Here is a 20,738-nt window from a genome sequence, read left to right on the forward strand (position 1 = left end):
CCGGCGCACCGCCGCGAGCCCGGCCGGACGGCCCGGTGGGGCGGTTCGCGGCCGCGGGCACGTCGTTCGGCGATCAGCGCGGAACTCCCGGCGCACGACCGCTTTCACCGGGCCGCCCCGTGCGGTATGCAGGGCGCGTGACGAATGTGGTGCTGGGGCCGATCCTCCGCTACACCGATGACACCTCGGCGACGGTGTGGCTGGAACTGGACGAGGCCTGCACGGTCGAGGTGCTCGGCACCACGGCCGCGACGTTCCAGGTCGGCGGGCACCACTACGCGCTGGTCGCGGTGCGCGGGCTGCGGCCGGGCACCTCGACCCCCTACGACGTGCGGGTGGGCGGTGCCGTGCTGTGGCCAGCCGCGGGCGACACCCATCCGCCGAGCAGGATCCGCACGGTGCCGCCCGCCGCCAAGGCGCGGCTGCTGTTCGGCTCCTGCCGGTTCGGCCCGACCGAGGACGCGGGCCGCCGCCGAGCGCTGGGTCCGGACGCGCTGGAGTCCTGCGCCCGCAGGCTGATGGACACCCCGGAGCGGGACTGGCCGCACGCGATGCTGTTCCTCGGCGACCAGGTGTACGCCGACCAGACCGCACCGCAGGCGCAGCGGGAGATCGCGGCGCACCGCGACCTCACCGAGCCGCCCGGCGAGGAGATCGCCGACTTCCAGGAGTACGCGGTCCTGTACCGGCACGCCTGGGGTGATCCGCTGGTGCGCTGGCTGCTGTCCACCGTGCCCAGCATGATGATCTTCGACGATCACGACGTCCGGGACGACTGGAACACCTCGCTGGAGTGGCGCACCGCGATGGCCGCGCAGCCCTGGTGGCGGGAACGCCTGCTCGGCGCCCTCGTCGGCTACTGGGTGTACCAGCACATCGGCAACCTCTCCCCGGACGACCTGGACGCGGACCCCACCTACCGGGCGGTGCTCGCCGCGGGTCGCGCCGGGGACGCGCTACCGGTGCTGCGCGAGTTCGCCGCGGCCGCCGACACCGAGCTGCGCACCCCGGGCACCGCGGACGAGGTCGGCGGTCCGCGCGGCCGGTACAAGGACGTGCGGTGGAGCTACCGGCGAGATCTGGGCGCGCTGCGGCTGATCGTGCTGGACACCCGGGCGGGCCGGATCCTGGAGGGCGGCAGCCGGGCGATGCTCTCGGACGTCGACTTCGACTGGCTGCGCACCCAGTTGCGGCTCGACCCGGCGCACGGCTCGCGACCGGAGCACGCCCGCGCCACCGGGAGCGGCGGCTCGGCGGCGATCGGGGGCGGTGCCGGAACGGCGAGCGGTGCGGGATCGGCGCACAGCCTCGACACCCGGCGGGACGGCCGACCCGGCCCGGCCGACGAGTCCCCGCACGGCGGCGGGGCGAACGCCTCCGGGCGGGCCGCGGAGCCATCGGAACACGTCGTGATCGCCTCCTCGCTGCCGTGGCTGCTCCCGCACGCGGTGCACCACCTGCAGGCGTGGAACGAGGCCGCGTGCACCGATCGCGGCCGGTGGCCGAAGCTCGCCGAACGGGCGCGGCAGGCGGGCGACCTGGAGCACTGGGCCGCGTTCGGCGAGTCCTTCGACCGGCTCGCCGAGCTGCTGCGGGCCGCCGCGGACCGGCCCGGCTCCGCCTCGGTGTCCGTGCTGTCCGGGGACGTGCACCACAGCTACGTCGCCGAAGCGGCGTACGCCCCGGCGACCCGGTCCCGGGTCGTGCAGGTGACGTGCTCCCCGCTGCACAACGCCGCTCCCCCGCACCTGGTGGCACCGCTGCGGATGGCGTGGGCGCGGCCGTTGGCCGCGCTGTTCCGCGCGTTGGGCAAGCGGCTCGGAGTGCCGCCGCTGCCGCTGACCTGGCGGAAGACGGCGGGACCGTACTTCGGCAACGCGGTCGGCGTGCTCGACGCCGACGGCGAGCACGCGGTGGTGGCGTTGCAGCGCGCCGACGAGGACGGCGGCCTCACCACGATCCACCGCTCCCGCCTGTCCTGACCGCACCCCGGATCCGCTCCGGGTGGGCGGGCCCGCCGGGAACCGGCGAGCGGCGGCCCACCCGGGCAGCGGACCGCCGCGGGTCCTCCGCGGTCTCCTCGCGGGGGGGAAGCGCTCTCCCCCGCGGCGGAGCCGACGGAGAGGTCCCGCGGCGGAGCCGAGGTTCCGCGCTAGACCGCCGGGTCGGAACTCAGCCGATCGCGGATTCGACGACCGGCAGGTAGCCCTCGGCGTGCCCGGTCACGTTGGGGTGGAAGGATTCCTGCAACGGCGTGCTCGGCCCGTTGATCCATTCCGGGTCACCGCAGACGCCGTGGCCGTCGAAGGCGCTGCGCGGGTCGGCGTAGGTGAACCCGGCGGCTTCGGCCCGTTCGGAGATGACTTCGGCGAGCACGTCGGCGCCCTTGTTGATGCGCTCGCGCTTGGTCTCGGTGAACCCGGGGATGCCGCAGTCGCCGGTCGAGTTGATGCGCGGGTAGCCGACGACCACGATCTCGGCGTTGGGCGCGGCGGCGCGGATGCCCTCGTAGGTGGCGTCGAGCTTGGCGGGCAGTTCGTCACGGGTGGCGGCCTCCCCGTCGCCGACGGCGGAGTCGCAGTTCTCGTCGGTGCCGAGCAGGCAACCTTGGATCACGTCGGCGAACCCGATGTCGTTGCCGCCGATCTGCACCGTGACCAGCGTGGTGTCGGCGCTCAGCGAGCCGAGCTGGTCGGCGTTGAGGTCGTCGGTGGTCGCTCCGGAGCAGGCGTCGAAGCTGAAGGTGGCCGCGCCGTGCGCGTCGGCCCACAGCTGCGGGTAGGCCTTGGGGCTGCGCAGGCAGTCCCCGCTGTCCTCGAAGTAGTCCCTGGTCCCGGTGCCGGAGGCGAACGAGTCGCCGAGCGCCGCGTAGTTCTCGTCCGCTTGCGCGGCGTGCGCCGTCCCGGCGGTGAGAGACGTTCCGATGACGACGGTCGCTGCGACGGCACGCGCGACTCCCCGAATGTGACGCATGGATCCTCCGAACGAAGTCCTCGACCCCAGAACGCGAATGTCCCGGCCGAGATCGATTGAACGTCCCGAATGGACCACATGCGCCGCGTTGGCGAATTGACGCCACGCGAATTCCGGCCGAATCATTCGGATCTCACCCGATATTGGCGAACGCTTCCCCGATCAGGAGCAATCACCGGAATTTCGACTACTCAGCGCCGCCGAAACCCGGATCGCGATCGACTCTTCCGGCGGTGCCCGAATCAGGCGGAACCTGCTCCAGCGAATCGAGCGATCTGCCCGCGGAATCCGGCATGCCGACCATCCCGATGACGCCGAACAGCACCAGCAGGACCATCATGATCACGGCCATTCCCGGCACCCCGAAATCGGATTCGATCATGGCGGGGACCACGAAGCTCCAGACCCCGAGGACGATGCGGGCGAACGCGAACGTGACGCCCTGCGCGGTGGCGCGCAGCATCGTCGGGAACATCTCCTGCGACCAGAGCTTGTAGAACGATTCCCCGGCGAGCACGGCGCCGACGCCGAACAGCGCCACGTTCGCGACCGCCACCCCGACTCCGATCGGCAGCACCGCGAAGCAGCCGAACGCGGCGATCTGCAGCACGGCGCCGATCGCGAACAGCGGTCTTCGCCGGGCGCCGTCGGCCAGCGGCATGAACACCAGCACCACGGCGAGCAGCGTCACCAGCGAGTTGAACGCCTGGACGGCCACGCTGGTCGCCCGGTCCACACCACCGGCGTGGACCAGCAGGTACGGCAGGAACGCGCCGTTGGTCCCCGCGACGGTGTTCCACAGCGCGTAGAGCCCGCCGGTGAACAGCAGCGCCCGCAGGTTCCGCCCGGTGACCAGGTCCCGCAGCCGTCCGGCGGCGAGCGGGTTCCCGCTGTCGCGGGCCGCGCGCCGGGCCCGCGTCCAGCGCGCCGATTCGACCATGCCGCGGCGCAGGTACCAGGTGATGAGGGCGACGACGGCCAGGTGCGCGAACACGATCCGCACGCCCAGCACCCCGAGCGGGGCGAGCGCGAACGCCAGCAGCAGCGTGATCAGCGGTCCGAGGCACCACGCCACCTGGGTCAGCCCGATCAGCCTGCCGCGGGACCGGCCGGGGGCGAATTCGGCGACCAGGGCCAGCGAGGTCGGCAGGTCGGCGCCGACGGCGAGCCCGACGAGGACGTAGCCGAGGAACAGCATCGGCAGGTTGACGGCGCACACGATCCACAGCACGCCGAAGGCGAACACGAGCAGGTCCCACGCGTAGATCCGCTTGCGGCCGAACCGGTCGCCGAGCCTGCCGCCGATGAGCGCGCCGACGGCCGCGGAGATCGCGTTGGAGCTGAACGCGGTGAGCAGTCCGACGGTGGTGGAGTCGAGCCCGAGGAACGCTTCCCACAGCGGAAGCCCGGCCGCGGCGGCCACGATGGACCCAGCGTCGATGTAGGACGCCATGGACGCGAGCACCGCCCACTTCCACTGCCTGCGAGTCGGTTCCGCCGCGTCCGGATCGAGTTCCGCCCCGGTGCTGTCCATGGCACTCCCCGTCCGCCGCCGGTGCCCGCGCCCCGCCGGGCGAGCACCGGTGCCGCACGGTCTACCGAACCGGCCGGGCGGCGGGGAACCTCCGTCCGTGCGGTTCCACGCACCCGCGACGTCCGATCCGGACGAATCACCCGCCCGGCCCGTCCAGGAACCCGCCCGGCCGGTCGTGCCGGTTCCTCGTCGGCGGCGCAGCCGCTGAGCCGGGGCGACCGGACCACCCGCGGGTGCTCAGCGGTTCCCCGCGAGATCCGCCGTGCACGGACCGGTACATCGGCGATCGCGGCCGCCCCGGGAAACCCGGCAGCACCGCTGAGGTCGCGCCACCCCGACAGGAGCAGGGCGGCTCAGCGGGCTTCGGGGAGGCTGGACCTGCGCACCACGAGTTCGGGTTCGTAGATCACCTGCTGGTGGGTGTGCTCGGCGCCCGGGTCGGATTCGGCGAGCACCAGTTCGGCCGCCTTGCGCCCGATGCGGAACGCGGGCTGGCGCACCGAGGTCAGCGGTACGGCGGCCGCGGCGGCGAACTCGATGTCGTCGTAGCCGACCAGCGCGATGTCCTCCGGCACCCGCACCCCGGCGGCGAACAGGGCTTGCAGCAGGCCGAGGGCGAGCAGGTCGTTGGCGCAGAACACCGCGCTCGGCCGGGTCGGCAGGCCGAGCAGCCGGGCGCCCGCGTCCCGGCCGGAGGCCACGTCCAGCGCGGGCACCTCCAGCACGCCGAGCGCGTCGTCGTCGAGCCCGTGCTCGTGCAGCGCGGTGCGCGCGCCGGTGCGCCGGTCGAGGCACTGGGTCAGCGAACCGGGCCCGGTGACGAAGCCGATGCTGCGGTGCCCGCGCTCCAGCAGGTGGCGCACGGCGAGCGCTCCGCCCGCCACGTCGTCCACCGCGACCGAGCACGCCTGCCCGCTGTCGACCTTGCGGTCCACCAGCACCGACGGAATCCCCTGCCGCCGCAGCGAATCGAGGTTGGCGCCGCTGACGTCGGACGGGGTGACGAGCACGCCGCGGACCCGCTGCTCGGCGAACAGCGACAGGTACAGCGCTTCGGCTTCCGGGTCCTGCCCGGAGTTGCACAGCATCACGCCGAGCCCCTCGTCGCGGGCGGCGGCCTCCACGCCGCGCGCCACGTCGACGAAGAACGGGTTCCCCATGTCCAGCACCAGCAGCGCGAGGATGCGGCTGTGCCCGGCGCGGAGCTGCCGGGCGGATTCGCTGCGGACGTAGCCGAGTTCGTCGATCACCGACAGCACCCGGGCCCTGGTGGTGACCGAGACCCGGTCCGGCCGGTTGAGCGAGTTGGACACGGTGGCCACCGAGACTCCGGCGCGTTCGGCAACGTCCTTGATGCTGACCATGCCTCCAGGGTGCCCGGTGCGGCCGCCGCGCACCGAAGTGGCCTCACCGCCAGCGGTCCCGGCGGCCGCCGCGCGCGGGCGGTGCGATCGCGGCGACCGGCGGCCGCACCGGGGCGGGGGTCACCCGCTCCCGGCGGGGACGGCCGTGCGGTCAGAGCGCCCCGGCCGCGGGACGCACCACGATCTCGCTGACGTCGACCTCCGCCGGTTGCTCGACGGCGAACGCGATGGAGTCGGCGACCGCGGACGCCGGGATGCTGATGGACCGATAGTCGCGCATCGCCTCCCGCGCGGATTCGTCGGTAATGGTCCCGGCGAGCTCGGATTCGACGACGCCGGGCGAGACGACGCTGACCCGGATGCCGCCGTCGGACTCCTGGCGCAGCCCTTCGGAGATCGCGCGCACGGCGAACTTGGTGGCGCAGTACACGGCGGCGGTGGGGCTGACCACGAAGCCGCCGACGGAGGCCACGTTCACGAACTGCCCGCCGCCCTGCTCGCGCATGATGGGCAGCGCGGCGGCGATGCCGTGCAGCACGCCGCGCACGTTCACGTCGAGCATGCGGTTCCACTCGTCCACCTTGAGTGCCGCCATCGGGGACAGCGGCATCACACCGGCGTTGTTGACGACGACGTCGACCCGGCCGAACTCGGCGCGGGCGGCGGCGGTGAAGGCGTGCACGTCGGCGGCGTCGGTGACGTCGAGCCTGCGGTGCGCGGCGGTGCCACCGGCGGCGGTGATCTCGGCGGTGAGCGCTTCGAGCCGTTCGGTGCGGCGGGCCCCGAGGAACACCCGGTGTCCGCGCTGCGCGAGCACACGGGCGCTGGCCTCGCCGATGCCGCTGCTCGCGCCGGTGATCAAGATGGTCTTCGCCACTGGTCCTCCCCTGTCCGGCCCCCTGCGGGCCGTCGAGGACGACTCTGCGCGGTGCGGCCCCACCGGCCCAGGCCGTGGCACACCTAGGAATCGCGCGGTCAGACCTTGAGTCCGAGCCAGTTGGTGAAGTGGGCGATGCTGTCGGACTTGCGGCGTTCGGCCATCGCGATGGCGCGCGCGGTCTCCCGCACCTGCGGGTGGTAGCGGGTCTGCTGCGGGGCGACGCGGCGCGCGTTGTTCAGGGCGCGCAGCGCGTTGGCGTGGTCGCCGGCGAGCACCCAGGCGCGGGCGACGTCCTGCCAGTGGTGGCCGACGCGGTTGGCCCGCATGTCGTCGGGCAGCCGCAGTTCGGAACCGTCCCGGGCGGCGCGGCCGGGGTCACCGCCTTCGAGGGAGACGGCGACGTCGTGGATCTCGACGTTGCCGGGTCCGAAGTTCGTGTCGTAGGCGGCGGAGGAGCGGCCGAGCCGGGCGCCGATCGCCCTGGCTTCGGCGATGTGCTCGCGAGCCCGGTCCAGTTCGCACGCGCGCGCGTCGATCATCGCGCCGCGCAGGTGCGCCGAACCGCGCAGCGCCAGCACCTCTTCGCTGTCCGGTCTGGACTCCAGCAGGTCCAGCGAGTGCTGCACCAGCCGGGTGCCGGTGTCGTAGGACGCGCAGGACATCAGGATGAGCGCGCGGTGCTGCACGGCGTGCGCGGCGAGCAGCGGGTCGTCGCTGCGCTCGGCGGCCATCTCCATCCGGTCGACGGCCTGGGTGGCGAGCGGTATCCAGCCGAAGCGGTAGACCAGTTGCGCGGTGTTGCCGTAGGCCTGGGCGAGGTAGCGGTACCCCCGTTCGCGCGCGGAGTCGGTGCTCGCCTGGCGGATCGCGCCCGCCATCCGGCGGAGCAGCACCGGCGTCAGTTCGATGGCTTGCCGGGCGCGGTCGGAGTGCCGGAGGTCGCGCACCTTGGCGAGGTCGGCCTCGATCTCCTCGGTGGCACCGGGTTCGAGCGCGGCGGCGTAGCGGCCCTCGGCGAACAGGGTGCGGAGTTCGGTGAGGCCGGGCGGGATTCCGCCGTCGTCGTCGAGGGTTTCGCGGTACGGCTGCCCGTAGAGCTCTTCGGCTTCGATGCCGAGCGCGCGGGCGACGGCCGCGACGAACGCGGGCGAGCCGGGTTCCCGTCCCTGTTCGACCGCTCGGAGCATGCTGATGCTGTAATTGGCGCGCTGCGCCAGGGCCTGTTGGTTGAGTCCCGCGACTTTTCGAGCCATCGCGACGCGTTCGCCGAGGGCCGATCCCTGTTCAGGCCGTGGCACGGGGCTCCTTCCACGTAGGGCCATGGAACCACCAGACTAGGTGACACACGTTGGTGCGAGCAGCTTGTTGTCGCACTGTCACATGGCTGTCACTCCGCCACCCGGTGCGGTCGTAACTTGACAGGACAAGCGCTCACCCACCGCTAGCTAGTCAGGTGAGAACCATGCCTGCTTTCCACGACTGCCACTCCGAGCCCGGCACGGCGCCGCTGCCCGAGGTGATCGATGCCGTCCCCGTCCCGCCACCGCCCGAGGAGCCCGCGGTGCTCAACGTCCGCTACCGCGCGGGAATCGTCGGCGAACGGGCCCGCGTCGTGCACGCCGCGACCTGGACCCCGCGCGATGTGCTGATCACGTTGTGCGGCATGCCGCTCGACCCGTCGCTCGTCGAAGAATCCACCGGGATGCCGTGCATGCGCTGCATCCGCATCGCCGCCCGCCGCGCCCGCGAAGACGACGAACAGCGCGGCCTCGAAGGCTGATCCACCACCAGGGTTCGACATCTCGTCCTCCTCGGTCGAAGGTGTTCCCGTTGCAGCGGAAGCGATCGATGACGAGCAGGCCGGGGCCGTCGTCCGGATCGCCCGCTCCGCGGCCGAACGACGTCACCACCAGCGCCCCGCCCTGCGGATCGGCGGAGTCGACGTCCAGCTCGCGTTCGCCGGTCCCGTCCCGCGCGCCGAGCGGAATCCCCAGCGACCGCGGGGAGTTCGCCGTTCCCGTTCCGATGTGGACGGGGATCTCCTCCGGGGTCCCGGTTCCGGACAGCGCACCGACCCCACCGCGTCGTCCCTCCCGCACTTCCCCGCACCGCTGCGGGCGACCGGGTCCGGCTTCCAGCGGTCCCCCACCGGCGGACCGCCGCGTAGTGGCCGCCGAGACCGCTGAGCCGCAACTGGCCGTCGGTGCGCTGCGCGGTCCGCGCCTCCGCCCTCCCGTCGACGACCAGATCGACGTCCGGCGCCCCCGCGCTCAGGCCACCTCGCGCGGGGCGCCGAAGCAGGTCCGGCTGCTCCGCGTGCCCGTGCGACCCCCGCGCGTGACCTCGGAGCACCCAGGCCGGCGAGGCGCGCTCACGCCGATGCCGCGTTTCGGCGGAATCCGGCCCGCCTTTCGGCCGAAGCCCGCCGCGAGCCGGTCGCGGAGTCCCGTTTCACCACCTTTCCCGTGGTGAGGCCGAGCGCACGGCCGGGCCGCGGGGATGCGAGCATTCCGCGAGTCGCATCGAGGGAAGGTGGATCACGTGCAGGTGCTCTGGGGCGCGGCGGGGATGGTCGTGCTGCTGCTGATCGCGTTCGCGTTGTCCACCGACCGCCGGGCGATCCGGCCGCGCACCGTGCTGGGCGCGCTGGCGCTGCAGCTGGTGTTCGCCTTCGTGGTGCTGCGCTGGGACGCGGGCAAGGCCGCGCTGAGCGCCGTCTCCGCCGGGGTGCAGCGGGTGATCGACTCCTCGAAGGAGGGCATCGACTTCCTGCTCGGCCCGGTGATGCCGACGAACGGGGCGACGGTCGTCGCCTTCCAGGTGCTGCCGATCATCGTGTTCGTGGCGTCGCTGACCGCGGTGCTCTACCACTGGAACGTGTTGCAGTGGGTGGTGCGGATCGTCGGCGGCGGGCTGCGCAAGGTGCTGGGGACCACGCGCGCGGAGTCGCTGAACGCCACGGCCAACATCTTCCTCGGGCAGACCGAGGCGCCGCTGGTGGTGCGGCCGTACCTGGCGGGCATGACCCGCTCGGAGTTCTTCGCCGTCATGGTCGGCGGTCTGTCCACCGTGGCCGGTTCGGTGATGGTGGGGTACGCGATGCTGGGCGCGAGCCTCGACCACCTCATCGCGGCGAGCTTCATGGCCGCGCCCGCCGGCCTGATGATGGCGAAGATCATCGTGCCGGAGACCGAGGCGGTCACCGGCGACGCCGAGCACGCCGCGAAGTCCGCCGAATCCGAGGGCGGGCGGCGCGGCGTGCTCGCGTGGTTCGCGAAGAAGCCCGCGGCCACGACGACCCCGGAACCGGCGGCCGCCGCGGACGAGGGCGGGACCGACACCGCCGAACCGGAGAAGGCGGGCACCACCACCGCGGTGGACGACGACGAGGCGCTGGAGACCAAGCCGCGCAACGTGATCGACGCGGCCGCGACCGGTGCCTCGGACGGGCTGAAGCTGGCGCTCAACGTCGGCGCCATGCTGTTCGCGTTCGTCTCGCTGATCGCGCTGCTGAACCTGGTCCTCGGGGCCGTCGGCGGCCTGGTCGGCCTCGACGGCATCACCTTCGAGCAGATCATCGGCTACGTCTTCGCACCGGTGATGTGGGTGATCGGCGTGCCGTGGGAGGACGCGGTGACCGCGGGCGGTTTCGTCGGCCAGAAGCTGGTGCTCAACGAGTTCGTCGCGTTCACCGACTTCGGCCCGCAGGCGGCGTCGTTCTCGCCGCACACCGCCATCATCATCACCTTCGCGCTGACCGGGTTCGCGAACTTCTCCTCGCTGGCGATCCTGCTCGGCGGGCTCGGCGGGCTGGTGCCGTCGCGGCGGTCGCTGATCGCCGAGCTCGGGATGCGGGCGATCGCGGGCGGCACGCTGGCGAACCTGATGAGCGCCGCCATCGCCGGGATGCTCGTCTAGCTCCCCAGCTTCGGCAGCAGGTAGGCCCGGAGGTCCGCGAGATCTCCGGGCGCACCCGCCCAGCCGAGGTAGCCGTCCGGCCGGACCAGCAGCAGCGCGGGCCGGTCGACGCCGTAACCGTCGTGCGCGTGGCCGTGCACGTCGTGCACCGCGCCGGGACGCGGTTCCCGGAGCACGGCGTGCGCGTCGAGCCCGGGCAGGGCGAGGCCGGCGCTCGTGCCGCCGAAGTCCAGCAGCGTCCAGTGCGGCCCGGCGAACAGCTCGAACAACCGCACCTCCGCCCCGTCGAGCAGGACCGGGGCGTCCGGGGCCCGGTCACCGGCGAGCACCGCCGCGGGTTCGGCGCGGCGCTCTTCGGCCAGCGGCCCGCCGCGGTAGTGCAGTCCGAGCTGGTTGAGCTCCGGTCCGCGCACGTGCGCCTCGGGATCGTCCTCGCGCAGCAGGTCCAGCAGCCGTCCGCTGAGCCGCAGCACCCCTTCCGCCACCGGGTACCGCTCGGCCTCGTAGCTGTCGAGCAGCGCCTCGTCCGCACCGCGCAGCACGGCGGCGAGCTTCCAGCCGAGGTTGTGCGCGTCCTGCACCCCGGTGTTCATGCCCTGGCCGCCGGTGGGCGGGCAGACGTGCGCCGCGTCGCCCGCGAGCAGCACCCGGCCGTCGCGGTAGCGCTCGGCGAGGCGCGCGTTGGCCCGCCACACCGAGTTCCAGTGCACCTCGTGCACCCGCAGGTCGAGCCCGCTCATCCGGTTCAGCCATTCCCGCAGCCCGTCCGGGGTGGGCTCCACGTCGTCGCGGGACGCGGTGACGGTGAACAGGTCGGTTCCTGCCAGCGGCTGCACCGAGGCGAGCTCGCCGTCGCGGGACCAGGCCAGCGCCCGGTCCCGGCCGAGGCCGCTGAGCCGGACGTCGGCGATGAGTGCCTTGGTCGTCTCGTCGGTCTCGCCGCGGAACTCGATGCCGAGCGCGCGGCGCACGGTGCTGCGTCCGCCGTCGGCGCCGACGAGGTACCGGGCGCGGATCTCGGTGTCGTCGGCGAGCCGCGCGGTGACCTGCCGGTCGTCCTGGCGCAGCGCGCGGAGCTCGACGCCGAGCTCGACCTGGCCGCCGTACCCGGCGAGCGCTTTGCGCAGGACCTCCTCGGTGCGGAACTGCGGGACGAACCAGGCGTTCGGGTGCGGGACCCCGGGTGTGGCGGGCACCGGTTCGCCGGGGTGGCCCTCCCAGACGAGCCGTCCGGCTTCGTACTTGCGCATCGGGATGCCGCCGGCGCCCGCGGCGTGCAGGTCGTCGAGCACGCCGAGGTCGGCGAAGACCTCCTGGGTGCGCGGGTGGATGCCGTCGCCGCGGGAGCCGCCGAAGTGCTCGGTGGCCTTGTCGACGAGCCGGAACGCGATGCCGCGCCGGGCGAGTTCGCAGGCCAGGACCAGTCCGGTCGGTCCGGCTCCGGCGATGAGGACGTCGGTGTCGTGCTGGGCGCTCATGCCCACCTCCCTCTGTCGGTACGTCGTACCCCATGTTCGTACGCCGCACGAACAACGTTAGCGGTACGGTGTACCACATGGCAACCGAGCCGATCTGGGCCGCGCCCGCCCCCGGAACCCGCAAACCGCGCTTCACCCGCGAGCAGATCGCCGCGGCCGCGCTCGCCCTCGCCGACGCCGAGGGGTTCGACGCCGTCTCCATGCGCCGGGTCGCCGCCGAGCTCGGCGCCGGGACGATGACCCTCTACCACTACGTGCGCACCAAGGACGACCTCGTCGCGCTCATGGACGACGCCGTCATGGCCGAAGGGCTGCTGCCCGCCGACGAGCTGCCCACCGAGTGGCGGGCCGCGCTCACCGCCATCGCGCACCGCACCCGCGACGTGCTGCTGCGCCACCCGTGGTCGATGCAGGCGCTGCGCGGCGCGCGGCTCGGCCCCAACGCGCTGCGGCACGCCGACCAGTCCTTCGCCGCCCTCGCGCACACCCCGCTCGACGTCGAAGCGAAGATCGCCCTGCTCGGTGCGGTCGACGACTACGTGCAGGGCAACGTGCTGCGCACCGACGACCCGCAGCACGGCGGGCTCAGCGCCGACACCGCCCGGTTCGTCCGCGAGCAGCTCGAAGGCGGCGACCTGCCGCAGCTGCGCGCCCTCGTCGGCGACGGCGACCCGAGCACCGCCTGGGCCCGGCTCACCGGCACGACCAGCGCGCGGCAGCGCTTCGCCGACGGCCTCGCCGCGCTGCTCGACGGCGCCGCCGCCCGCCACGGGATCTGACCCCTCGGCCGAACGGTCGGGAAAACCCGGGCGACCCCGGCCGTTCGGCGGAGATGATCTCGGGCACAACGGCCGATGCCCGCACGCGGCGCGGCCCCTAGCGTGGGAACCAGTCCAGCACCGGGAACCGCGCGCGGTTCCCCGCCCCAGGGAGCCCAGATGACCACCACGTTCCCCGTTCCGAGCCACCCCGTGGACGTCGACGGGGTCCGCGAGCGGGTCGACGCGGCCCTGTCCCGGTTCCTCGACGTGCAGGAGGACCGGTACCGGGGGATGACCGCCGACGAAGCGGGACGCGCCCAGTGGGCGGCGGCGATCGACACGCTGCGCACGTTCCTCGCCGGCGGCAAGCGGCTGCGGCCCGCGTTCTGCTTCTGGGGCTGGCGCGGCGCGGGCGGCGACCCGGACGACGAGGGCATCATCGCCGCGGCCGCCGCGCTGGAACTGCTGCACGCGTTCGCGCTGATCCACGACGACATCATCGACGGCAGCGACACCCGCCGCGGCGCGCCGTCGCTGCACCGCCAGCACACCGACCTGCACCAGCACCAGCGGATGCGGGGATCCTCCGAGCTGTTCGGGACCTCGGTGGCGCTGCTGCTCGGGGACCTGTGCCTGGCGTGGTTCCACGAGCTGCTCGGCGCCAGCGGACTTCCCCCGCAGCGGCTCGCCGCCGTGCAGCCGCTGGTGGCGCAGTCGTTCGCCGAACTGGTGCTCGGCCAGTACCTCGACGTCACCGAGCAGGCCCTCGCCACGCACTCGGTGGAGCGGGCCTGCACGATCATCCACTACAAGACCGCGAAGTACACCGTCGAACGGCCGCTGCACCTGGGCGGGCTGCTCGCCGGGGCCGACTCGGACCTGCTCGACTCCTACACGGCCTACGCGCTGCCGCTGGGCGAGGCGTACCAGCTGCGCGACGACGTGCTCGGTGCGTTCGGCGATCCCGCGGTCACCGGCAAACCCGTCGGGGACGACCTGCGCACCCGGAAGCCGACCGTGCTGCTGGCCGCCGCCCGGCGCCGCGCCGGGACCGCCGAGCTCGCCGAGCTCGACCGGGCCTTCGCCGCCGGGGACCTCGACGACCAGCGGGTGCGGCGGGTGCAGTCGATCATCGTGGAGTGCGGGGCGCTGGCCGAGGTCGAGCGGCTCATCGGCACCCGCGCGGCATCCGCGCGCCGGGCGCTGGCGGGGATGCGGGTGCCGGAGCACGTCCGGGGGACGCTCACCGAACTGCTCACCGCCGCCACCGACCGGAACCGGTGAACCCGGGCGGCACCGGAGCACTGCGCCGGTCCCGAGTCCCGCACCGGTGCTGAATCCCGCACCGGTCCCGAGGAGCGCTGACGCCGGTCCCGAGCACTGCGGCGGCCGCGAGACCGGCCGCTGAGCGCTACGCCAGCGGAGTCCCGATGCGCAGCCGGTTGCCGTCCGGGTCGCGCAGTTCGACCTCCCGCGCCCACGGCGTCGTCTCCGGCCGCATGCCGAACTCGGCGGCGATCGCGTCCACGTCCTCCATCCGCAGGTAGATGAGCGAGCCGGGGCGGACGTCGGCCTCGTGCTCGGACAAGAACAGGCGCACCTGCCCGCGCACCACCTCCACGAACGCGGGCAGGTGCGGCTCGAACCGGTGCTCCCACTGCGGGGTGAAACCCAGCAGGCGGTACCACTTCACGGCCACGTCGGCGGCCTCCACGCGCAGCACCGGGATGACGTCCTCGTCCATCGCCCCAGCATCGCACCGCTCCGGCCGGGCCGCGGTGGTCGCGGACGGCGGCGGACCGGCGGACGCGGGAGGCCGGTGGCCGCGGGGCGGGCGGAGCGGTTCCGCCCCGGCCACTACGCGGCGGCGGTCCGGCCGGCGGCAGGCCGGATGGTGCGGGACCAGCTCCACTCCCCCGGTTCGGGGACGCCCACCAGCTTGAGGCCCGCCGCGCGCAGGGTGCGGGCGATCGCGGTGTCGTCCACGCGGGTGTGCGCCCACACCGCGGTCGTCCCGTCGGCCTCGGCCTGCGCGACGAGTTCCGCGGCGAGCCGGGTGCCGATGCCGCCGCGCTGCCGGTCGTCGCGCACCAGCAGCGCGAGCTCCGCGGTCGTGCCGTCGCGCATCAGGTTCCCCATCGCCACGACCTGCCCGTCGGCGTCCAGCACCAGCAGCGAGCGGCCCAGCGCCGGGGTCAGCAACCGCAGCAGGCCGCGTTCCCCACCGGCCGGGCCGGGGCTGGAGTAGCGGCGGTAGCGGGTGGCCGCCGAGCAGCGGGCGTGGAACTCGGCGACGAGCTCCAGGTCGGCGCGGTCGGCGGCGCGCAGGGTCAGCGCCTCCCCTCCGGTGGTGACGAGCTCCCGCACGTCGGGGCGCAGCCGCTCCCGGCAGGTCGCAGCCAGGTCCGCCATCGCCCGCGCCCGCGCGAACTCGGCCGGGGTGAACGCCGCGCCCGCCCGTTCCAGCACCAGCGCGCCACCACCGGGGGCGGTCAGCCGCAGCCACCGGCCGTCGGCGCCATCGGGTCCGGTCGCGTCCTCCTGCCAGCGCACCTCGACCGGGCCGAGGGTGCCGCGCAGGGCCCGCACCAGGTCGCCGCGCCCGCGCACCAGGTCGGCGGCGAGGTGCAGCGTCCGGGTCGGCACGTCGTCGAGCTCCCGCACGTCCGCGGGGCGGGCGGTGACCTCGCGCCCGCCCGCGTCGACCACGGCCCGCACCAGGTCCGCTTCCCCCGCGGAGGTGGGGACGTGCACCAGCACCTCGTCCACCGCGCCGCCGGCGACCGGGTGCACGTGCACGGTGCGGATGTCGCCGCCGAGACCGGCGAGCCCGGCGGCGATCCCGGCGAGGCGGCCCGGGTCGTCGGTCACCGAGGCACGCAGCCGCCACAGCGCGCGGGGTTCGGCGAACTCACCGAGGTCCGGTTCCGCCACGACCTCCGCGGCGGGGGCCGGGCGCCGCACCCGGGCGCACCGCACCGCGGCGCCCGCCGCGAGCAGCGCGCCGAACGCGAGGAGCAGCACCGACGCCGTGGTCGGCGCCCCGGTGGCGAGCAGGTGGGCGGTGCCCGCCGCCGCGCACAGCAGGGCGAGCTCGACGACGTCGCGCGTCCAGCCGCCCCGGGTCGGGGCCGCTGCCGGAGTTCCGCGGTGCTGGGTCATGCCCCGACCCTGCCCGCGGGATGTTTCCCCCGGCCCGCGGCGGCGTGACGACACCGTTAACCCGAACAGCCCTGGCGGGAACCCGTTACGCCGATAAGATCACGCCATGACCACTGCGAGCGCGTCCGCGCACCGGGTGGCCGTGCTGCCGACCACCGGCACCGCGCCCTTCGAGCTGGGTGTGATCTCGGCGGTGTTCGGGCACTACCTGCCGGACCTGATCCCCCGCCACTACGACCTCGCGGTGTGCGCGGAGGGGTCCGCCGCCGTGCCGCTCGCGGGCGGGGCGGTGATGAGCACCCCGCACGGGCTCACCGAGCTCGCCACCGCGGACACGGTGATCGTCACCAGCCGGGCCGACCCGCACGAGCCGCCGTCCGCGGAGCTCGTCGCGGCGCTGCGCGAAGCCGGGGCGCGCGGCGCGCGGCTGGTGTCCACCTGCACCGGCGCGTTCGCCCTCGCCGCCGCCGGGGTGCTCGACGAGCGCCGGGCCACCACGCACTGGCGCCACGCCGACCTGCTGCGCACCCGGTACCCGCGGGTCGAGGTCGACCCGGCGCCGCTGTACGTCGACGAAGGCGACGTGCTGACCGGCGCGGGCAGCGCGGCGAGCCTGGACCTGTGCCTGCACCTGGTGCGCAAGGACCTCGGCCCGGCGCTGGCGAACACGGTGGCGCGCCGGCTGGTGATCCCGCCGCACCGCGAAGGCGGGCAGGCCCAGTACGTGGAGACGCCGGTCGCCGGATCGTCCGCGGACGACGGGGTGGCGCGCAGCATGGAGTGGGCGCTGGCGCACCTCGCCGAACCGCTGACCGTCGAGGTGCTGGCCGGTGCCGCGCACATGTCCGAGCGCAGCTACCTGCGCCACTTCGCCCGCGCGACGGGAAGTTCGCCGATGCGCTGGCTGGCGGCGCAGCGGATCGGGGCGAGCCTGGCGCTGCTGGAGAAGACGAAGGACCCGGTGGACGAGGTCGCCGAGGCGGTCGGGTTCGAGTCGGTCGTGACCTACCGGTACCACTTCAGCCGCATCATGCGGACCTCGCCGACGGCCTACCGCAGGTTGTTCCACCGCGCGCCCGCCGCGGCTCCGGCCAGCGCGCTCGCGCCCCGGACCGGATGGGCCCGGGACGCGCCCGCGATCAGTCCGCCTGCTGCAGGAAGGCGAACAGCGCCGCGGTGAGTTCCGCTGGGGCGTCCTCCTGCACGAGGTGGCCGGCGCCGGGGATCAGCCGCAGCTCCGAGCCGGGGATCAGGCCGGCGAGCTCGTGCGCCTTGCCCACCGGGATCCAGGTGTCCTCGGTGCCCCAGCACACCAGCGTCGGCATCCGCAGCCGGTCGTAGGAACCCTGCACCTCGTCGGTGAAGCGCTGGTCGGCCTGCGCGATCTGCCGGTAGAACGCGGGCTGCCCGTGCTCGCCGAGCCACGGTTCGGCGAGCGCGTCCACCAGCGGGTCGTCCAGCCCGCGGTGGCCGGCGGAGCGGATGTACTCGCGCACCAGTGCCCGGTGCATCGCGGGCGGCAGCTGCTCGAAGACCGGGACGTTCTCCCCGACCAGCCGGAAGAACGGCGACCCCCACGGGGCCAGCGCGACCGGGTCGACGACGGCGAGCCGCTCGTACTCGGCGCCGTGCAGCAGGTGCGCGCGCAGCGCGACGGCGCCGCCGAAGTCGTGCGCGACGACCGCGGGCCGCTCCAGCCCCCAGTGCTCCAGCAGTTCCGCGAAGACCCGGCCCTGCGCGGCGAGCGACACGTCCTGCCCGTCGCACTTCTCCGACGTCCCGTACCCCGGCATGTCCCAGACGTGCACCCGGTAGTGCGGGGCGAGCGCTCTGGCGACGCCCCGCCAGACGAAGGAGGAGAAGGGCGTGCCGTGCAGCAGCACGACCGGTTCCGCCCCCTCCTCGCCCAGCACGTCCCAGCGGACGTCACCGGCGCTGCTGCGGTGGACTCGACCGAGTTCCCACTCCTGCACGGAGCATCCCCCTCGATTCGTCTTGATCGACTCGGCTTCGATCGGAGGGCCGCGCGCGAGCGGGAACCCCGGATCACGGCAGCGCCATCGCCGCGGTGCGCGTCGCCCCGTCGCCGGGGTCGATCAGCAGCAGCGACCCGGTCGCCCGCGAAGCCGCGTTGGCCGTCGACGGGCACGGGTTCCGCGGTGCGCAGCACGATCCCGCCGATGTCGTTCCTCTCCACGCGGACCATTCCGCGAGCCGTCCGGATCAGCGGGCCGTGCTCAGCCCGCCACCGGCCGGGCGGCGCACCCGGGGCGGACGACGAGGCGCGGACGGCGGTCGCGCACCACCAGCGGCGCGGGCTGCGGCACCGAGGTCGCGCCGTGCTCGATGGCGTGCGCGGCGTCGACACCGCAGGCGACGTCGCGGGCGATGTTCCAGCAGGCGAGGAGGAAAGCGCGCATGACGGGCTCCTTGTCGAGTCCTGATCGGTGGGTTGCCACCAGCATGCTGCGCGGCACCCGCCGGTTCGAGTGGCGGTAGCGCCACATCTCGACAAGATTCCGCCACGGGCCGTGCCGCCCGCGCGGACGGCGGCGGCACCGGCGGGCAGAATCGGCGCCGGGCGGGCTCGACCGCCCCTCCGACGATCCGCGACATGTTGGGATGCAGCGATGACGACCGTGGCCTTCCTCGGAACCGGCACGATGGGCGCGCCGATGGCGCGCAACCTGCTCGCGCACGGCTTCGCGGTGCGCGCGTGGAACCGCACCCGCGCCCGCGCGGACGAGCTCGCCGCCGACGGCGCCACCGTCACCGACACCCCCGCCGAAGCGGCCGACGGCGCGGACCTGCTGGTGACGATGCTGCTGGACGCGGACGCCACCGTGGCGGCGGGCGGTGCCGCCGCGGCCGCCCTGCCCGCCGGGACGCCCTGGGTGCAGATGGCCACGATCGGCCTGGAGGGGCTGGCGAAGGTCGCCGCCGTCGCGGGCGGCACGACGCTCGTGGACGCGCCGGTGCTCGGCACCCGCGCCCCCGCCGAGCAGGGCACGCTGACCGTGCTGGCCGCGGCCCCCGAAGAGGTGCGGGACCGGGTGCGGCCGGTGTTCGACGCGGTCGGCGGGCGCACCCTGTGGCTGGGCACCGACGCGGCGCGCGGCGACGGGACGCGGGTGAAGCTCGCGGCCAACAACTGGGTGCTGTCGCTGACGAACGCGGTCGGCGAGTCGATCGCGCTCGCCGAGGCGCTGGGCGTGGACCCGCACCTGTTCCTGGAGGCCATCGAGGGCGGCGCGGTCGATTCGCCCTACGCGCACCTGAAGGGTTCCGCCATCCTCGACGGCGATTTCACCCCGGCGTTCACAGTGGACGGTGCCCGCAAGGACGCCGGGCTGATCGCCGAAGCCGCGGGCGAACTCCGCCTGGACGTCGCCGAAGCGGTCCGCGCCCGCTTCACCCGCGCCGCCGCGGCCGGGCACGGTTCGCAGGACATGGCCGCCGCCTACTACGCGTCCTTCCGCGGCTGACGGCCGAACGGCCCGCTCGCCCGGGAACCGGGTCGAACGGGCCGTTCGTCGTGCGGGAGAACGGGTTTCAGCGCCTCGCGACGTGCCCGAACTGCGCCGCGCAGCGGTCCAGCTCCTCGTCGTCCAGCAAGCGCGGCCGCCCGGCCTGCTGCGCGGTGAGCCACAACCGGCACAGCCACTCCAGCTGCCGGGCCCGGTTGTAGGCAGCAGCCGGCGTCGAGCCGATCGCGACCGTCCCGTGGTTGCGCAGCACGCACGCCCCGCGCCCTGCCAGCGCGGCCGACATGTTCGCGGCCAGCCGGTCGGTGCCGAACGTCGCGTACTCGGCGACGCGCACCACCCCGCCCATCTCGGCGAGCTGGTAGTGCACCGCGGGCACGTCGTCGCGCAGCAGCGACAACGCGGTGGCGTGCAACGAGTGCGTGTGCACCACCGCGTCGGCGCCGTGATCGGCGTAGGCGGTCAGGTGCATGGGCAGCTCGGAGCTCGGCGCCCGTTCGCCGTCCACGACCGCACCGTCCAGCCGCACCACCGGGACGTCGGCGACGGTCAGCACGTCGTAGTCCACTCCGGACGGTGTCACCGCGACCAGCTCACCGCTGCGCAGCGACACGTTGCCCGAGGTGCCCACGACCAGACCGTCGTCGACCATCTTCCGCGCGATGCGGATGACCTCCGCGCGCTCCGCTTCGAGGACAGGGCTCAACACGCCGTCCCGGACTCGTACTCCCCGATGGCGGCGACCTTCTTCGCCGACGCCGAGGTCTCGTCGAAGCGCAGGTCGAGCCACTGCCCGGCCAGCAGCCGCGCCAGCTCCAGCCCGACGACGCGCTGCCCGAAGCACAGCACCTGCGCGTCGTTGCTCAGCACCGACCGCTGCACCGAGTAGCTGTCGTGCGCGGTCACCGCCCGCACGCCCGGCACCTTGTTCGCGCTGATCGCCACGCCGAGCCCGGTGCCGCACACCAGCAGCGCCCGGTCCGCCTCGCCCGCGGCGACCTTGCGGGCCGCGTTCACCGCCACGTGCGGGTAGTCGGTGTGCTCGTCGGACCCGACCCCGACGTCGACCACGGAGGCGACCCGCGGGTCCTGCTCCAGGTCGGCCTTGAGCACGTCCTTGTAGTCCAGCCCTGCGTCGTCGGAACCGACGACGATGCGCCAGCCGGTCGCGTTCTCGGTCATC

At 74.0% G+C, this 20,738-nt stretch carries 19 protein-coding genes; 7 read left to right on the top strand and 12 right to left on the bottom strand.

The window, feature by feature from the left end:
* Positions 1 to 137: 137 nt before the first annotated feature.
* Complete coding sequence (locus tag H1226_RS18210; protein ID WP_258341812.1) at positions 138 to 1,982, top strand: alkaline phosphatase D family protein; 1,845 nt, start codon at positions 138 to 140, stop codon at positions 1,980 to 1,982.
* Between the two features lie 190 nt (positions 1,983 to 2,172).
* Here H1226_RS18210 and H1226_RS18215 read toward each other — a convergent pair whose 3' ends face one another.
* The 5 genes from H1226_RS18215 to H1226_RS18235 all read right to left on the bottom strand — a co-directional run bounded on the left by H1226_RS18215 (position 2,173) and on the right by H1226_RS18235 (position 8,073).
* Positions 2,173 to 2,973: an SGNH/GDSL hydrolase family protein gene (locus H1226_RS18215; protein WP_224958223.1), complete on the bottom strand. Its 801-nt coding sequence runs from the start codon at positions 2,971 to 2,973 to the stop codon at positions 2,173 to 2,175.
* Positions 2,974 to 3,160: 187 nt separating this feature from the next.
* On the bottom strand, positions 3,161 to 4,507 hold the full coding sequence (locus H1226_RS18220) for an MFS transporter (protein ID WP_258341813.1): 1,347 nt from the start codon (positions 4,505 to 4,507) through the stop codon (positions 3,161 to 3,163).
* A 353-nt stretch (positions 4,508 to 4,860) separates the two neighbouring features.
* On the bottom strand, positions 4,861 to 5,871 hold the full coding sequence (locus H1226_RS18225) for a LacI family DNA-binding transcriptional regulator (RefSeq protein ID WP_258341814.1): 1,011 nt from the start codon (positions 5,869 to 5,871) through the stop codon (positions 4,861 to 4,863).
* Between the two features lie 151 nt (positions 5,872 to 6,022).
* Entirely contained in the window at positions 6,023 to 6,748 is a 726-nt protein-coding gene (locus tag H1226_RS18230) for an SDR family oxidoreductase (protein WP_258341815.1), read from the bottom strand.
* Between the two features lie 98 nt (positions 6,749 to 6,846).
* Positions 6,847 to 8,073 carry a helix-turn-helix domain-containing protein gene (locus H1226_RS18235; protein ID WP_224958215.1) on the bottom strand — a complete coding sequence of 409 codons (1,227 nt, stop codon included), beginning with the start codon at positions 8,071 to 8,073 and terminating at the stop codon, positions 6,847 to 6,849.
* A gap of 140 nt (positions 8,074 to 8,213) precedes the next feature.
* Between H1226_RS18235 and H1226_RS18240 the strand changes: the two genes are divergently transcribed.
* Both H1226_RS18240 and H1226_RS18245 read left to right on the top strand, forming a co-directional pair.
* Positions 8,214 to 8,531, top strand: coding sequence for a hypothetical protein (locus tag H1226_RS18240; protein WP_258341816.1), 318 nt, complete (start codon positions 8,214 to 8,216; stop codon positions 8,529 to 8,531).
* A 761-nt stretch (positions 8,532 to 9,292) separates the two neighbouring features.
* A complete protein-coding gene (locus tag H1226_RS18245) occupies positions 9,293 to 10,669 on the top strand; it encodes a NupC/NupG family nucleoside CNT transporter (RefSeq protein WP_258341817.1) in 1,377 nt (458 codons plus the stop codon).
* Here the strand turns inward: H1226_RS18245 and H1226_RS18250 are convergent.
* Complete coding sequence (locus tag H1226_RS18250) at positions 10,666 to 12,147, bottom strand: FAD-dependent monooxygenase (protein ID WP_258341818.1); 1,482 nt, start codon at positions 12,145 to 12,147, stop codon at positions 10,666 to 10,668. The genes H1226_RS18245 and H1226_RS18250 overlap by 4 nt on opposite strands.
* A gap of 77 nt (positions 12,148 to 12,224) precedes the next feature.
* On the opposite strand from H1226_RS18250, the gene H1226_RS18255 reads away from it, so the two are divergent.
* Positions 12,225 to 12,926 (top strand): TetR/AcrR family transcriptional regulator, encoded by a 702-nt coding sequence (locus tag H1226_RS18255; protein WP_224958206.1) that lies wholly within the window; start codon positions 12,225 to 12,227, stop codon positions 12,924 to 12,926.
* 159 nt (positions 12,927 to 13,085) lie between these two features.
* Positions 13,086 to 14,192 carry a polyprenyl synthetase family protein gene (locus H1226_RS18260; protein ID WP_258341819.1) on the top strand — a complete coding sequence of 369 codons (1,107 nt, stop codon included), beginning with the start codon at positions 13,086 to 13,088 and terminating at the stop codon, positions 14,190 to 14,192.
* Positions 14,193 to 14,319: 127 nt separating this feature from the next.
* Here the strand turns inward: H1226_RS18260 and H1226_RS18265 are convergent, their stop codons facing one another.
* Together H1226_RS18265 and H1226_RS18270 are read right to left on the bottom strand one after the other, a co-directional pair.
* Positions 14,320 to 14,652, bottom strand: coding sequence for a glyoxalase superfamily protein (locus tag H1226_RS18265; protein WP_258341820.1), 333 nt, complete (start codon positions 14,650 to 14,652; stop codon positions 14,320 to 14,322).
* Positions 14,653 to 14,765: 113 nt separating this feature from the next.
* Positions 14,766 to 16,070, bottom strand: a complete 1,305-nt coding sequence (locus H1226_RS18270; protein WP_258341821.1) for a GNAT family N-acetyltransferase — start codon at positions 16,068 to 16,070, stop codon at positions 14,766 to 14,768.
* Positions 16,071 to 16,176: 106 nt separating this feature from the next.
* On the opposite strand from H1226_RS18270, the gene H1226_RS18275 reads away from it, so the two are divergent.
* Positions 16,177 to 17,250, top strand: coding sequence for a helix-turn-helix domain-containing protein (locus H1226_RS18275; protein ID WP_258341822.1), 1,074 nt, complete (start codon positions 16,177 to 16,179; stop codon positions 17,248 to 17,250).
* Here H1226_RS18275 and H1226_RS18280 read toward each other — a convergent pair.
* Entirely contained in the window at positions 17,210 to 18,043 is an 834-nt protein-coding gene (locus H1226_RS18280) for an alpha/beta fold hydrolase (RefSeq protein ID WP_258341823.1), read from the bottom strand. The genes H1226_RS18275 and H1226_RS18280 overlap by 41 nt on opposite strands.
* 264 nt (positions 18,044 to 18,307) lie before the next feature.
* The gene (locus H1226_RS18285) at positions 18,308 to 18,490 is read right to left on the bottom strand and encodes a hypothetical protein (RefSeq protein WP_258341824.1); all 183 of its coding nucleotides are present in this window, start codon (positions 18,488 to 18,490) and stop codon (positions 18,308 to 18,310) included.
* Positions 18,491 to 18,700: 210 nt separating this feature from the next.
* Here H1226_RS18285 and H1226_RS18290 point away from each other — a divergent pair, with 210 nt between their 5' ends.
* Complete coding sequence (locus H1226_RS18290; RefSeq protein WP_258341825.1) at positions 18,701 to 19,555, top strand: NAD(P)-dependent oxidoreductase; 855 nt, start codon at positions 18,701 to 18,703, stop codon at positions 19,553 to 19,555.
* Positions 19,556 to 19,622: 67 nt separating this feature from the next.
* Here H1226_RS18290 and H1226_RS18295 read toward each other — a convergent pair whose 3' ends face one another.
* Together H1226_RS18295 and H1226_RS18300 are read right to left on the bottom strand one after the other, a co-directional pair.
* A complete protein-coding gene (locus H1226_RS18295; RefSeq protein ID WP_373689959.1) occupies positions 19,623 to 20,264 on the bottom strand; it encodes a class II aldolase/adducin family protein in 642 nt (213 codons plus the stop codon).
* Entirely contained in the window at positions 20,258 to 20,737 is a 480-nt protein-coding gene (locus H1226_RS18300; RefSeq protein WP_224958192.1) for a ribose-5-phosphate isomerase, read from the bottom strand. Before H1226_RS18300 ends, H1226_RS18295 begins: the two co-directional genes overlap by 7 nt.
* Between the last annotated feature and the right edge of the window lies 1 nt (position 20,738).

This window comes from Saccharopolyspora gregorii (genome assembly GCF_024734405.1).
Taxonomy (GTDB): domain Bacteria; phylum Actinomycetota; class Actinomycetes; order Mycobacteriales; family Pseudonocardiaceae; genus Saccharopolyspora_C; species Saccharopolyspora_C gregorii.